Below are 14,296 nucleotides of genomic sequence, written 5' to 3'. Positions count from 1 at the left end.
GGCAGCGTTCACCCATGGGCCGTTTAATCAAGTTCCTGATTTACCTCATCTGCCTGTGTTTCATCGGGCTGGTTGGGTATGCCTATGTCGGGCCGTTTTTTGGTGCGGACTTTTCCGCTCCTCAAAGTGAAGTCCGCGAACCGGTCATCTTGAATGCCGACTAGAACCACTCTTCTGGCGTTTTTTCTAGCCGGAACTGCGCAGGCACAATCGACGGAGCCCTTGTCGATCATCGACTGGCTGACCGACCCGCCTGAGAATCTGCCGGGCACAGTTCTATTAGAGCCACCTGTCACCCAGACAGGGTTGCAGCCGGATATTCAGGTCACCCCGCTTGAGGCGTTGTCGCCACCGCTGGGTTTGGTGGCCTCTTCCGTCACAGGTCTGCCGGTCAACTTGTGGCAGAACAGCGATGCGGATCGGTTGGCGGAACTGATCGCGCAGGTGCGGGTCAAGTCCAACCCCGCAATGCAGCGGCTGCTGTTCACCCTGCTCCTTTCCGAGGCACGTCCCCCGAGCGGAGGACAGGCAGAAGACAAATTGCTGATGGCGCGACTGGACCGCCTTATGCAATTGGGCGCATCCGATCCGGTACAATCTCTGGTTCAGCTGGCCGGTCCGACCGATACGCAAGCTCGTTTCAAACGCTGGTTCGATGCGACGTTGCTGACGGGTGACGAAGACCGGAGTTGCACCGCGCTGATCGCGCAGCCGAATTTGTCTCGGGATTACGCAGCGCAAATATTCTGCAAGGCCCGTCGTGGAGATTGGGCGTCAGCTGCTCTGACACTCGAAGCCGCTCATGCGCTGCAGGTGCTTCCCGAAGACCAGCTTGCCTTGCTCGATCGCTTTCTCAGCCCGGAATTGTTCGAAGGGGCTGAGTATCTTCCTCAGCCCGACGACCCGAATCCGCTTACGTTCCGTCTGTTCGAAGCCATTGGTGAACGTTTGCCCACGGCTTCACTGCCACGGGCGTTCGCCAATGCCGATCTGCGCGATGTGGCGGGCTGGAAAGCCCAGGTCGAAGCTGCTGAACGATTGACGCGGATTGGGGCGCTGACACCCAATCAGTTGCTTGGCCTATATACCGAACGTTCGCCGGCTGCTTCCGGCGCCGTGTGGGATCGCGTGGCCGCCATCCAACGGTTCGAAACCGCATTGGAAACCGGAAATCCCGAGGCAGTTTCCAAAACTCTTGTTGAGGTCTGGGCTCAGATGAAAACCGTCGGGCTTGAGGTTCCATTTGCCGAACTTTTTGCCCCGCGTCTGGCAGCAATGAAACTATCAGGTTCGGCCGCCAAGAATCTGCGGTGGCGTATTCTGCTGTTGTCCGAGCTTTATGAAGACGCGGCGCAAGATGTGCCCGAAGGTTCCGATGCGAATATGTTTCTGGCCGCCCTGGCACAGGGCGATCCGCAACGCGCGCCGTCGCCAACCCCTCTGGCGGATGCCATTTCGCAGGGCTTTGCCTGGTCCGCGCCCATCCCTTCGGATATCGACGGGCTTCTGAGCAACGATCAATTGGGCGAAGCCATTCTGGAAACGATGCAATTGTTCGCCCATGGCGCGCGCGGCAATCTGGTCGACCTGACCGCTGCAATCGCTGCGTTCCGCCGCGTGGGTCTTGAAGACACCGCACGTCGGGCCGCGTTGCAGTTGATGATCTTGAACGGGGCTTGAGCATGACCGCGCCCGCGTCTCAGGAGCTGTGGATTTCCACCTTCCTCGAAGCGCAAGCTGCCGAGCTTGGCGCCGCCACCAACACCCTGCTCGCCTATGGCCGGGATCTGAAAGATTTCTCTGATTGGTTGACGCGTCGGAAATCGGGCTTTTCCGAAGCGGATCGCGATCGGATCGAAGGTTACCTGATCGATTGCGATGCGCAGGGCCTGTCGCGCTCGACAAGGGCACGGCGGTTGTCGGCGATCAAACAATTGTATCGATTTGCTTTCGAAGAAGGCTGGCGCGAAAGCAACCCGGCCATCCAGATCAAGGGACCAGGGCGCCCCAAGCGATTGCCAAAAACACTGGACGTGCCCGAAGTTGACCGCCTGCTTGCAGCAGCGCGGCGCACGGGCCGTTCCGACGCAGACAAAATTCGCAACACGTGCCTGATGGAACTGCTCTATGCGACGGGGATGCGGGTGACAGAACTGGTATCGCTGCCGGTCAGTTCAGCCAGAGGTGATCCGCGCATGCTGCTGGTCCTCGGCAAAGGCGGGAAAGAACGGATGGTTCCGCTGTCCCCCCCTGCCCGCGAGGCGTTGGCAGACTGGCTGCAAGCCCGCGATGCGGCCGAGGAAAAAGCCGTTTCCAAAGGGGGGCAAGCGTCGCGTTTCCTGTTCCCGTCGCGCGGGAAATCCGGGCACCTGACGCGGCATCGCTTCTTTCTGCTGGTCAAGGAACTGGCGATCGAAGGCGGTGTTTCGCCTGAAAAAGTCACACCTCATACGCTGCGCCATGCGTTTGCGACGCACCTGCTGGCCAATGGCGCGGATTTGCGCTCGATCCAGACGCTGTTGGGCCATGCAGATGTGGCGACAACCGAGATCTATACGCATGTTCTGGATGAACGCCTGTCGGAACTGGTGTTGGAACACCACCCGCTGGCCAAAGACGACACCACAGATCAGGGCTAACCCCTTGATTGGCCGGGCCCGCACCCCCATAACGAATGCAGCAACACGAACAACCTAGGACCAATGGAACCCACTCCTTCTCTGCTTGATGGCGCATTCTGGATCACGACAGGATCCATTCTTCTTCTCCTTGTCCTATCGGGCTTTTTCTCGGGCTCTGAAACTGCGCTGACCGCATCATCGCGCGGCAAGCTGAGAGCGCAGGCTGACAAAGGCTCGCGCGGGGCGAAAAAAGCGCTGGAAATCACCGATGATAACGAACGTCTGATCGGCTCGGTCCTTCTCGGCAACAACCTTGTCAACATCCTTGCCGCTTCGTTGGCGACCGCCCTGTTTACCCGCCTGTTCGGCGAAAGCGGTGTGGCGCTGGCGACGCTCGTGATGACCCTTCTGGTGCTGATCTTTGCCGAGGTGCTGCCCAAGACCTACGCGATTACCAACGCCGAAAAAGCCGCCGCCTTGGTGGCACCCGTTATCAGCGTCGTCGTAACGGTGTTCTCGCCGGTGGTGGCTGCCGTCCGGCTACTGGTGCGCGGTGTATTGCGCCTGTTCGGCGTACAGATCGACCCTGATAGCAACATCCTTGCGGTCCGTGAAGAAATCGCTGGCGCATTGCAACTGGGCCATTCCGAAGGTGTGGTCGAAAAAGAAGATCGCGACCGTATTCTGGGCGCGCTCGATCTTGGCGACCGCGCGGTGGAAGAGATTATGCTTCACCGCTCGAATATTGAGATGATCGATGCGGATGACGAACCCGAAGCGATCTTGAAACAATGTCTGGAAAGCCCGCACACCCGCCTGCCTGTGTTCCGTGAGGAACAGGAAAACATCGTGGGTGTGGTGCACGCCAAAGACCTGTTTCGCGCAATGTATGCGCAGGTAGGTGGCGCGGATGGTGACCCAGAGCGGCTTAAGAATTTCGACATCGCGAAGGTGGCCAACGATCCTTATTTCGTGCCCGAAACCACCACTCTGGACGACCAGATGCGTGAGTTTCTTCGGATGCACAGCCATTTTGCCTTGGTTGTCGACGAATACGGATCGCTGCGCGGGCTGATCACGCTGGAAGATATTCTGGAAGAGATCGTGGGCGAGATCGCAGACGAGTTCGACATCGACGAAGATGTCCCCGTTACCCGATCTGACGACGGCCAGTATCTGGTCGAAGGCGCGATGACCATCCGCGACGCAAACCGCGCGCTAGACTGGTCGCTGCCGGATGAAGAAGCCAACACGCTGGCCGGGTTGGTGATCCACGAGGCTCAGATGATCCCCATTGTGGGCCAAGTATTCTCGTTCCACGGTTTCCGATTTGAGGTCACGGCCCGCGAAGGCAACAGGATCACCGCCCTCAAGGTTCGTCCTCTCTAAGCCCTACAGCGCGCGTATTCAGCAAACGACGCGCGGTGTCGCGAACGGAACAGTAATACGCCAGAGCCCTCGGCAGGCTCGGCCAAAAGCCGAGGGAGAAACATCGTGAAAACCACCACCCGTGTCGCAGTTATCGGAGGCGGCGTTGTCGGATGCTCGGTCCTCTATCACCTGACCAAGCTCGGTTGGTCGGATGTGATGCTGCTGGAACGGTCTGAGCTGACCAGCGGTTCGACCTGGCATGCGGCGGGCGGGTTTCACACCCTGAACGGTGACACAAACATGGCCGCCCTGCAGGGCTATACCATCCGGCTGTACAAAGAACTGGAAGAGATCACGGGCATGTCGTGTGGCCTGCACCACGTCGGCGGCGTCACGCTGGCTGACAATCAAGACCGGTTCGACATGTTGCTTGCCGAACGCGCCAAGCACCGATTCATGGGTCTTGAGACCGAGATTGTCGGGCCAGAGGAGATCAAGAAGATCGCTCCGATCACCAACACCGATGGCATCCTTGGTGCGCTGTATGATCCGCTGGACGGGCATCTTGATCCGTCGGGTACAACACACGCATACGCCAAGGCCGCGCGTATGGGCGGGGCTACGATCGAAACACATTGCATGGTGCGCGAGACCAACCAGCGCCCGGACGGAACTTGGGACGTGGTGACCGACAAGGGTACAATTCACGCCGAACATATCGTCAATGCGGGCGGATTGTGGGCGCGCGAGGTCGGTGCGATGGCCGGGATCTATTTCCCGTTGCATCCGATGGAGCATCAATATCTGGTCACCGATAACATACCCGAGATCGAGGCCATCATCGACGCAGGTGGCGAGCACCCGCATGTGATGGACCCCGCTGGCGAAAGCTATCTGCGGCAGGAAGGGCGTGGACTGTGCATCGGCTTCTACGAACAGCCCTGCAAGCCTTGGGCTGTCGATGGCACCCCGTGGGAGTTTGGCCACGAACTGCTGCCCGATGACTTCGACAAGATCACCGATAGCATTGAATTCGCCTACAAACGCTTCCCTGTTCTCGCTGAGGCGGGTGTCAAATCCGTCATCCATGGGCCGTTTACCTTTGCCCCGGATGGCAACCCTCTGGTCGGTCCGGTGCCTGGAGTGCGGAACTACTGGTCAGCCTGCGGTGTCATGGCCGGTTTCAGCCAAGGCGGTGGTGTTGGCTTGACCCTTGCTCAATGGATGATCGAAGGCGAACCCGAACGCGATGTGTTTGCCATGGATGTGGCGCGTTTTGGCGATTGGATCAGCCCGGGCTATACGCGCCCCAAGGTGATCGAGAACTATCAGAAGCGGTTCAGCGTCGCTTATCCGAACGAGGAACTGCCTGCAGCGCGACCCAACCGAACAACACCAATGTACGACATCTTCGGCGATCTCGGTGCCGTTTGGGGGCAGCAATACGGGCTGGAAGTACCAAACTACTTTGCCCAGGGCGATGAACCGGATTTCGAGACACCCTCGTTCCGCCGTTCCAACGCCTTTGAGGCCACCGGCCGCGAAGTTCGTGCCGTGCGTGGAGGTGTTGGCATCAACGAAGTCCACAATTTCGGAAAATACCGTATTACCGGTGCCGGTGCTCGTGCATGGCTGGATCGCATCATGGCGGGCCGCATACCCAAACCAGGCCGCGTTTCACTGACGCCAATGTTGTCGCATAAAGGTAAGCTGATCGGGGATTTCACCGTCTCCTGCTTGGGCGACGACCTTTTTCACCTGACCGCCTCATACGGCAGTCAGGCATTTCATATGCGCTGGTTCCTGCAAAACCAGGACCATGGCGTGGGCATCGAGAACATCAGCGACCGGTTGAATGGGTTTCAGATCGCAGGCCCCAAGGCCACCGAGGTTTTGTCGGCCTGCACCCGAGAAGCAGTCAACTCGCTCAGGTTCCTCGACGTGCGCGAGATGACAATTGGCATGACGGACTGCATCGTTCAGCGTGTCAGCTATACCGGCGATCTGGGTTATGAGATTTATTGCGACCCAATGGCCCAACGGCAACTCTGGTGGAGTTTGTGGCAAGCGGGTCAAGCTCATGACATGATCCCATTTGGCATGCGCGCAATGATGAGTCTGCGTCTGGACAAGTTCTTTGGCTCGTGGATGCGAGAATTTTCACCCGACTATACAGCGGCAGAAACCGGGTTGGATCGGTTCATCTCATTCTCCAAGAACAGTGATTTCATCGGCCGAGCAGCGGCCGAGGCCGAGCGCGCATCTGGCGTTGATCGCTGCTTGGTGGCTTTTGAGGTCGACGCGGCAGATGCGGATGTAAACGCGTACGAACCGATCTGGTTAGACGGCGCTGTTGTCGGCTTCTGTACATCTGGTGGGTATTCGCACTTTGCGGGCAAGTCGATTGCCATGGGGTTCCTCCCGACTGAACAGGCCACCGAGGGACGTGCGGTTGAAATTGAAATTCTAGGTCAGATGCACAAAGCGCGTGTCATCACGACCCCACTTTTCGATCCCGATGGCGCAAGAATGCGGGGATGACTTATTAATCCACCCACGGCATGCTTGCGAAATGACCCAGATTCCCATCATCCTGCTCGCTGCCGGGCAATCCAGCCGCATGGGTGGTGCTGATAAGTTAATGCAACCGATTGAAGGCGTGCCGCTTCTGCGCCGAGTGGCTCAGCGGGCGCTTGCCGCAGGTCACGTTATCATCGCTCTGCCCCCGGCCCCACATCCCCGATATACGGTGCTGGAGGGCCTCGATGTTCAACTGGTCGAAATCCCAAATGCGCAAGAAGGCATGAATGTCAGTTTGAGAGGCGCAATGGCCTCCGTTCCAGCAAATGCACCTGCGGTCATGATCCTGTTATCGGACCTTCCGGACCTCACAACCCAAGACCTGAACAGCGTTCTCCGATCAGTCAAAACCCACCCTGACAATCTGATATGGCGTGGGGCTACTGACGAAGGCGCTCCCGGCCATCCTGTCGTCTTTGATCGTTCTCTATTTTCAGAGCTTTCGGAATTGAACGGTGACAGCGGCGCGCAGATTGTCGTGCAACGCTACAAGGGCAAGGTTCATCTGCATCGCCTGCCCGCCCAGAATGCGCTGCTTGATTTGGATACACCCGCCGATTGGACCCGTTGGAATGCGGGCCGACCGCAAAAGCAGCCCCTCAAATAAACGCGACCCGGTCAATAATGACCGGGCCGCATGCCCAAAAACAGGACTACCACTTTCACCAATCTCTAAAGCGCGGTCAGATCGCCAATCAGGCTTCCCGACGTTGTGCTGCTGAACCTAAACAAGACCCCCTCGTTAACATGCCGCTCAGCGCTATGGAGACTGAGATGCGCCTTTGACACCCCCTAGTGCCTAAGGCCCCCCTCACTTGGGCAACTCCAATGTCGCTGATCCGATGCGTTCAAACAATGTAAAATTGGATGAAATGGTAAATTTCAGCGCAGGCGCACTGGCTTTTGAGCAACAATGCAACACTCTGGATTCTACCAATGGTTGCATCGACTTATACTTTTTCCAGAAGTTTCCGTCAGTTGCGCACTTAGAATACGGCTAACTTACCTATTTCAAAGGCATCGACGGGCGTGTTCGAAATTTGAACACTCCATCTCACGCAACTTTTAGGAGAAGTATTTTTGAGACCGCAAAAGCGTCGTTTCTTTGTTAACAAAAATGAATCAATTCAATGCTTTTTCGAAATTATTGACTTTATCGGCAACAATCCACCGATTCGCCACATAGCACCCAAGCTGATTCTTGCTACCCGAGCACCTTGAACGGAGTCATTAAAGCGGCGAAACGTGGCGAAATTAAGGTTTCTTAATATTTCTCTCAGGATATCCCAAGGTTGCCAGTGCATCTCCTGTCTCAATGCGCGGGATCAACCGCCGAAATAGACAGGAGTCAAAATGAGCATCCGTAAATCCTCACTGCTTATTCCACGCACATCCAGCTGGATGGGAGCTACCGCACTGGGCGCGGCCATGATGGCCACCACCGCCCTGCCCGCAATGGCAGACGAGGCTCTGGCCGATCTGGTCGAAACCGTCTCGCCCTCGGTGGTCACGATCACCGCCAAGCAAGATGCCAAACCACGCCCCACACAAGGTCAGGAGTTCGACCTCGAAAACCATCCCTTTGGCGAGTTCTTTAAGCGGTTCGGCGGTCCTGAAGGATTTGACATGCCGCAGCGAGGCCCCAGCCAGGGTTTGGGATCAGGCTTTGTACTTGATAAGGCGGGATACATCGTCACCAACCACCACGTTGTCGACAACGCCAGCGAAGTGACCGTACGTCTGAGCGATAACCGCACATTCGAAGCTGAAATCGTTGGTACAGATCCGCTTACGGACATCGCCGTGCTTAAAATCGACGCAGGAGAAGACCTGCAAGCCGTTCAAATGGGTGACAGCGACGTCATTCGCGTAGGCGAAGACGTCGTCGCCATCGGCAACCCGTTTGGCCTGAATGCAACCGTTACGACCGGTATTGTTTCCGCGAAGGGGCGCAATATTTCGGAAGGCCCCTACGCCGAATTCATCCAGACCGACGCTGCTATCAACAAAGGCAACTCGGGTGGTCCGCTATTCAACATGGATGGTGAGGTGATCGGTGTGAACTCGGCGATCTATTCGCCCAGCGGCGGCTCAGTCGGACTCGGCTTTGCGGTGACTTCGAATATTGTAGATCACATCACGGCTGATCTGCGCGATGACGGCGAGGTCAGCCGCGGTTGGTTGGGAGTGTCGATCCAGAATGTCAGCCCCGAACTGGCTGCTGCGATGGGTATCGATACGGCAACAGGTGCACTGGTATCGGATGTTGTACCGGACAGCCCGGCCGATGGCGTACTGCAGCAAGGTGACGTGATCCTGACCTTCAATGACGAAGCCGTTGATTCCAGTAGCGATCTTCCGATCCTGGTTGGCACGACCAAGGTAGGTACTGATAGCACGCTGACTGTTCTTCGAAATGGCAAAGAAGAACAGATCGAACTGACAATCGGTCAGCATCAGTCAGCCTCGGCGGCGACCGATAGCGTGGTTGAAGACAAGTTCGAAGGTACGTCGCTGGGCGTAACCGTGGCACCGCTGACCGAAACCGCCCGCGCCGAGATTGGCGTGGCCGAGAACGTCGATGGTGTTGTTGTCACTGATCTGGAGCCCGAAAGCCCCGCGGCCAAGGCCGGATTGCAGCGTGGTGATGTGATCGTTCGACTGGGCAATCTGGATACCGTTACGCCAGACGCTTTGAAAGAAGCGCTGGAGAACGAAAAGACGGATCCAGCTCTGGTTTTGATCAATCGCGGTGGCAACCAGATCTTCGTCGCGGTCGAAATCGCTTAACCCTACACCTAAGCGCGCCACATGATGGGGAAATCTGGAGCGCTTATTCTGGCAGGCACGGATTGTCCACGTGCCGCCGGAACAGCCGGGTGCACCTTTGCACCCGGCATGTTTTTTTCAAAGAGTATGTGTGTTTAAATCCCATTGGGAAGGAGCCCTGACCATGAGCAGACGCTTGTTGATCGTTGAAGATGACCAAGACACACGGGACTTCATTGCCAAGGGATTTGGTGAAGAAGGCTATGTTGTCGAAGTCGCATCAGATGGCCGCGAAGGCCTGTACCACGCAACTGACGGCGGATTTGATGCGGTCGTACTGGACCGAATGCTTCCCGGGCTGGACGGGTTATCACTGATTAAGTCAATGCGTGCGGCTGGGTTGAAAACACCTGTTCTGATGTTAACCGCCATGAGTGCAGTGGACGAGCGAGTCAAAGGCCTCCGCGCGGGCGCAGACGATTATCTGGTCAAACCATTTTCATTCCAGGAACTTCATGCCCGGATCGAAGCCCTGTTGCGTCGACCGCAAGAAGCCGAAGAAACGCCGACCCTTGCCTGCCGCGATCTCGAAATGGATCTGTTGACCCGCAAGGTCACACGCAACGGTCGTGAAATCACCCTGACTCCGCGCGAATTTCAAATTCTGGAGTTCTTTCTGCGCCGAAAAAACCGCGTCGTCTCGCGCACGATGTTGCTTGAAGGTGTGTGGGATTACCACTTTGACCCGAACACCAACGTGGTCGACGTCCATATTTCGAAACTGCGCCGCCAACTTGATGAAGACGGAGCTGACCCGGTGATTGAAACAGTCCGAGGCGCCGGATACATGGTTTCGGATGGATAACCTGCGCCTGTCGCTGAAAAACTCTCGTACTCGGTTGGTTCTGGCCAGTATGGTGCTTAGCACTTTGCTGACGGCGACCGTTCTGACGATGGTGTATTTTACGGCCAATCGCACGATTTCAGGCGAGACGCGTTCGGTCGTTCAGGCCGAGCTTACGGGCCTCGCAGATGAATATGAACGGCGTGGCATGATCGGGTTGATCTCTGCCATCGACCGCCGTTTGCCGACAGCGGCTGAGCGGGATGCCTTGTACCTGCTGACAGGTCGGCAAGGCACGAAACTGGCGGGCAACCTGACGCATTGGCCGGAAGGGATAACTCCGGGCAGCGGCTGGGTCGATCTTCAGCTTCGCAAAGAAGATACGGATCAATATGTCCCGATCTCTGCCGCTTCGGTCCGGCTGCCGGGTGGTGAGAGGCTGCTTGTCGGGCGTGATTCATTGGCCAGACAGCAATTCGACCGGGTTCTGTTCCGGTCTGTTGCACTGGCACTTGCCACTTCATTGGCGCTGAGTTTGTTGACCGGCTGGCTGCTGACCCGGCTGGTGTTTTCACGACTGAAAGACATCGCCAATACAGCCGACAATATCGTTTCCGGCGATTTAGCTCTGCGCATGCCTCTACGTGGCACGGGCGATGAATTCGATCAGGTCGCGGGCACGTTGAACAACATGCTGGACCGTATTGAAGAGTTGATCAGCAACCTGCGCACAACCTCCAATTCGATTGCTCATGACCTGCGCTCTCCCTTGTCGCGGCTGCGGCAAAGGGTCGAATCCCTGGCTGAGCCCGGCAAAAGCGATCAAGATCGCGAGATCGACATGGCGCGCGCGACCGGCGAGATTGATCACCTGCTGCGCGTTCTCAGCCAACTGACCGAGATTTCGCGTGCCGAGGCCGGTCTGGGCCGCGAACAATTTGAACCGGTAAAGCTTTTGCAACTGGTCGGTGACGTGGTTGAGTTATACGAACCTGTCGCGTCTGATCAGAACATCCGACTTGAGGTCGTTGGAAACGCGGACCCAATCCAAGGCCATCGCCCTCTGCTGTCTCAAGCACTGTCGAACCTTCTTGAAAACGCCATGCGCTACGCCCCGCCCGGCACAGCGATCACCATCGAAATTCGAGACGACGGCGACTATGCGTTACTCAGCGTTCGCGACCGGGGCCCTGGCGTACCAGAAAGCGATCTGCCCCGATTGCAGATGCCGTTTGTCACGCTTGATCCTGCAAGGACCGGGCGGAATGCCGGCCTTGGACTGGCGCTTGTGGCGGCAATTTCACATATGCACGGCGGCACATTTCTGGCGCGCAATCGTAAACCAGGGCTTGAGACAACCCTGAAGTTGTCACGCAATTCGTAATTGCATGAAAAACATCTACTAGAGCGTTGATCTAATTACATAACTGCAGGCAACGACGCGTATCCGTTAAACCGAATGCGACCACCCTGCACCCGTTTTCCTTGAATCTGGTAATCGGGAAATCGCTTCAGCAATCGATCCAGTGCAACACGACCTTCAAGGCGCGCCAAAGTCAGGCCAACGCAGACATGCGGCCCGCCCGCGAAGGCCAGGTGCCTGTTCGGCTTGCGTGTGATGTCAAATCGGGTCGGGTCGGCGAACACCTCGGGTTCACGGTTCGCTGCCCCGATACAGAGATGCAGGTTCGTTCCTTTGGCGATCTGATGTCCTCGGATTTCAACGTCCTCCGTGGTTTCCCGGTTGCCAAATTGGTTGGGTGACCGAAAGCGCAAGACCTCTTCAACCGCCGGGGCAATCAATTCGCTATCTTCCAGTAGTCTTTGGCGTTGTTCTGGATAGTCATGAAGCAGCGCCAGCCCATTGCCGATCAGATTGGTGGTCGTTTCGTGACCCGCATTCAGGATAAAGATACAGTTTTGCAGAAGCTCAATCTCGCTCAGCATCTCGTCCGCGCCTTCGCCTCGGATCAGACGTGTCAGAACATCTGTTTCCGGATCTCCCGGATTTGCGCGACGACGGGCAACAAGATCCTGAAGATAGGTTTTGAATTCGCGAACAGCAGTGTGGCCCTTTTCCAGCTGAGCTTCTGTCAAAGCGGGTTCCAAAGCACCAAGGATGGCCAACGACCAATCGCGCAGAGGCGCGCGTTCGTTCATCGGTACATCCAGCAGATTGCCGATGATCTGGATCGGAATGGTCGAAGCAAAATCCGCGATCAGGTCAACCTGCCCCCTGCCCGCCATATCATCCAGCAGCGTATCAACGGTTTCGATCAGACCCGGCTCCATCCGCGCGATTGCCCGGGGCGTCAGGGCTGAGGTCATGATCTTGCGCACACGCGTGTGCAAAGGCGGGTCGGAGAACACCAATGAAGTTGTATGATGTTCGAATAACGGCGAGCCAACACCGAATTTAGGGCCAAACGCCGCCTCCTTATCCGAGGAATAAAGCGTCGTGTTGCGATAAATGGCATCCAGATCCGCATGGCGTGACAACAACACGGAACCGTCCGGCTGTCGCAATACTGGCGCATGCTCAAGCAGTGCATCGTAAAAGGGGAACGGGTCGTCGACAAACCCCTCGGGCGGGTTCATCAGGTCCAGATTTTGCGCGACATTCTCTAGGCTTAGATCGTTCATTCTTGACCCCTCCAATGCTTGGGTAGCGGAAAGGGAAGCCGCAAACAACCTTGAGCGGGTGACAGGCCGCTTCGGGCGGGATAAGACAAGGCATGTCTGATCCGATCTCCTCCATCCGCAATCTTGGCCCGGCATTCGAACAAGCCTGCGCACGAGCGGGCATTATGACAGCTCAGGAGTTGCGCGCGTTGGGAGCAGACGAGGCTTATTCGCGCCTATTGCAGGCCGGAACGCGCCCTCATTTCATCGGCTATTATGTATTGGTCATGGGCTTGCAAGGTCGCCCCTGGAATGACTGCAAGGGCGAGGAAAAGAAGGCCTTGCGCGAACGGTTCGATGCGATCAAGGCCGGAGTCAGCATAGCACCAAAGCATCAGATGATTGCCGATCTTGATGCTTTGGGCGTGCGTATATCGGCCAAGGATTTGGCGGCAGACTAGGCTTCGAGCGCCCCGATCATATCGACCCGCATTGCGTGGCGACCACCTTCAAATTCGGATGTCAGGAAAGCAGCCGTGATTTCCAGTGCTTGCTTTTCATCGAGAATCCGCGCCCCCAGCGAGAGCATGTTTGCGTCATTGTGCTGCCGGATCATCTGGGCCGAAAAGACATCACTGCAAACACCACATCTGACGCCGTTGATTTTGTTGGCCGCTATCATGATGCCCTGCCCGGTGCCACACAGGATGATACCAAAGCGACAATCACCCGATGCCACGAGGCGCGCGGCGGCGGCTCCGTGTTCGGGATAATGAGTGCTTTCCGATGTGGTCGGACCGATATCTACGGCCTCCCAACCTTGGGATTCAACGTAAGCAGAGATAGCCTGCCTGAGGTCGATTGCAGCGTGATCACTGGAAAGAACAATGCGTTTGTTTGTGCTCATGACGGCATTTCGCTCCTGTCGACTAAAGCAATGCGGACAAACACTCTTGAGCCCTGCCCTCATAAGAAAGGCCGCACCCGATATGGGGTACGGCCTAAAGCTGTGATCTGACGGCCGATTAACCGACCAGTTCGATGCCCGAGAAGAAGTAGGCGATCTCAACCGCGGCAGTTTCCGGAGCGTCCGAACCGTGGACCGAGTTTTCACCGACCGATTCAGCGAACTCGGCGCGGATGGTGCCAGGTGCTGCGTCTGCAGGGTTGGTTGCACCCATGACTTCACGGTTCTTGGCAATGGCACCTTCGCCTTCCAGAACCTGAACAACAACAGGGGCCGACGACATGAATTCGCACAGTTCGTCATAGAACGGACGCTCGGCGTGCACGTCATAGAACTTGCCTGCTTGGGCTTTGGTCATGTGGATGCGCTTTTGCGCAACGATGCGCAGGCCAGCTTCTTCGAACTTGGCATTGATCTTGCCAGTCAGGTTGCGGCGGGTTGCATCGGGTTTGATGATCGAGAATGTGCGTTCCAGTGCCATATTGGCCTCTCCTTGACTTAAGGGCGCGATACCCGCGCCGA

At 56.9% G+C, this 14,296-nt stretch carries 13 protein-coding genes; 10 read left to right on the top strand and 3 right to left on the bottom strand.

What is annotated here, in order from left to right; all coding sequences use genetic code 11:
* Nucleotides 1-14: 14 nt before the first annotated feature.
* The 9 genes from ACR0BT_RS01205 (at nt 15) to ACR0BT_RS01165 (ending at nt 11,569) form a co-directional block, all read left to right on the top strand.
* A complete protein-coding gene (locus tag ACR0BT_RS01205; protein ID WP_170393309.1) occupies nt 15-164 on the top strand; it encodes a hypothetical protein in 150 nt (49 codons plus the stop codon).
* Nucleotides 154-1,680 (top strand): hypothetical protein, encoded by a 1,527-nt coding sequence (locus tag ACR0BT_RS01200; RefSeq protein ID WP_480762367.1) that lies wholly within the window; start codon nt 154-156, stop codon nt 1,678-1,680. Before ACR0BT_RS01205 ends, ACR0BT_RS01200 begins: the two co-directional genes overlap by 11 nt.
* A gap of 2 nt (nt 1,681-1,682) precedes the next feature.
* Nucleotides 1,683-2,639, top strand: a complete 957-nt coding sequence (locus ACR0BT_RS01195; RefSeq protein WP_480759970.1) for a site-specific tyrosine recombinase XerD — start codon at nt 1,683-1,685, stop codon at nt 2,637-2,639.
* Nucleotides 2,640-2,702: 63 nt separating this feature from the next.
* On the top strand, nt 2,703-4,010 hold the full coding sequence (locus ACR0BT_RS01190; protein WP_170393312.1) for an HlyC/CorC family transporter: 1,308 nt from the start codon (nt 2,703-2,705) through the stop codon (nt 4,008-4,010).
* A 105-nt stretch (nt 4,011-4,115) separates the two neighbouring features.
* Nucleotides 4,116-6,533 carry a GcvT family protein gene (locus tag ACR0BT_RS01185; RefSeq protein ID WP_480762365.1) on the top strand — a complete coding sequence of 806 codons (2,418 nt, stop codon included), beginning with the start codon at nt 4,116-4,118 and terminating at the stop codon, nt 6,531-6,533.
* Between the two features lie 31 nt (nt 6,534-6,564).
* The gene (locus ACR0BT_RS01180; protein ID WP_480762364.1) at nt 6,565-7,179 is read left to right on the top strand and encodes a nucleotidyltransferase family protein; all 615 of its coding nucleotides are present in this window, start codon (nt 6,565-6,567) and stop codon (nt 7,177-7,179) included.
* A gap of 746 nt (nt 7,180-7,925) precedes the next feature.
* The gene (locus ACR0BT_RS01175; RefSeq protein WP_170421237.1) at nt 7,926-9,362 is read left to right on the top strand and encodes a DegQ family serine endoprotease; all 1,437 of its coding nucleotides are present in this window, start codon (nt 7,926-7,928) and stop codon (nt 9,360-9,362) included.
* Between the two features lie 163 nt (nt 9,363-9,525).
* Complete coding sequence (locus tag ACR0BT_RS01170) at nt 9,526-10,206, top strand: response regulator transcription factor (RefSeq protein WP_170393316.1); 681 nt, start codon at nt 9,526-9,528, stop codon at nt 10,204-10,206.
* Nucleotides 10,199-11,569, top strand: coding sequence for a sensor histidine kinase (locus ACR0BT_RS01165; protein WP_170393317.1), 1,371 nt, complete (start codon nt 10,199-10,201; stop codon nt 11,567-11,569). Before ACR0BT_RS01170 ends, ACR0BT_RS01165 begins: the two co-directional genes overlap by 8 nt.
* A gap of 35 nt (nt 11,570-11,604) precedes the next feature.
* On the opposite strand, the gene ACR0BT_RS01160 is transcribed toward ACR0BT_RS01165, so the two are convergent.
* On the bottom strand, nt 11,605-12,828 hold the full coding sequence (locus tag ACR0BT_RS01160) for a cytochrome P450 (RefSeq protein WP_480762363.1): 1,224 nt from the start codon (nt 12,826-12,828) through the stop codon (nt 11,605-11,607).
* Between the two features lie 92 nt (nt 12,829-12,920).
* Between ACR0BT_RS01160 and ACR0BT_RS01155 the strand changes: the two genes are divergently transcribed.
* Nucleotides 12,921-13,268, top strand: coding sequence for a TfoX/Sxy family protein (locus ACR0BT_RS01155; RefSeq protein WP_170563089.1), 348 nt, complete (start codon nt 12,921-12,923; stop codon nt 13,266-13,268).
* Here the strand turns inward: ACR0BT_RS01155 and rpiB are convergent.
* Both rpiB and ndk read right to left on the bottom strand, forming a co-directional pair.
* On the bottom strand, nt 13,265-13,714 hold the full coding sequence (gene rpiB, locus ACR0BT_RS01150; RefSeq protein WP_170563093.1) for a ribose 5-phosphate isomerase B: 450 nt from the start codon (nt 13,712-13,714) through the stop codon (nt 13,265-13,267). The two genes, ACR0BT_RS01155 and rpiB, sit on opposite strands and share 4 nt — an antisense overlap.
* 118 nt (nt 13,715-13,832) lie before the next feature.
* Nucleotides 13,833-14,255 carry a nucleoside-diphosphate kinase gene (gene ndk, locus ACR0BT_RS01145; RefSeq protein WP_008757405.1) on the bottom strand — a complete coding sequence of 141 codons (423 nt, stop codon included), beginning with the start codon at nt 14,253-14,255 and terminating at the stop codon, nt 13,833-13,835.
* Nucleotides 14,256-14,296: the final 41 nt, after the last annotated feature.

Source organism: Ruegeria sp. CJ6 (genome assembly GCF_056536665.1).
Note: the sequence above shows the minus strand (reverse complement) of the source record. Positions and strands in the feature narration are given on the sequence as shown.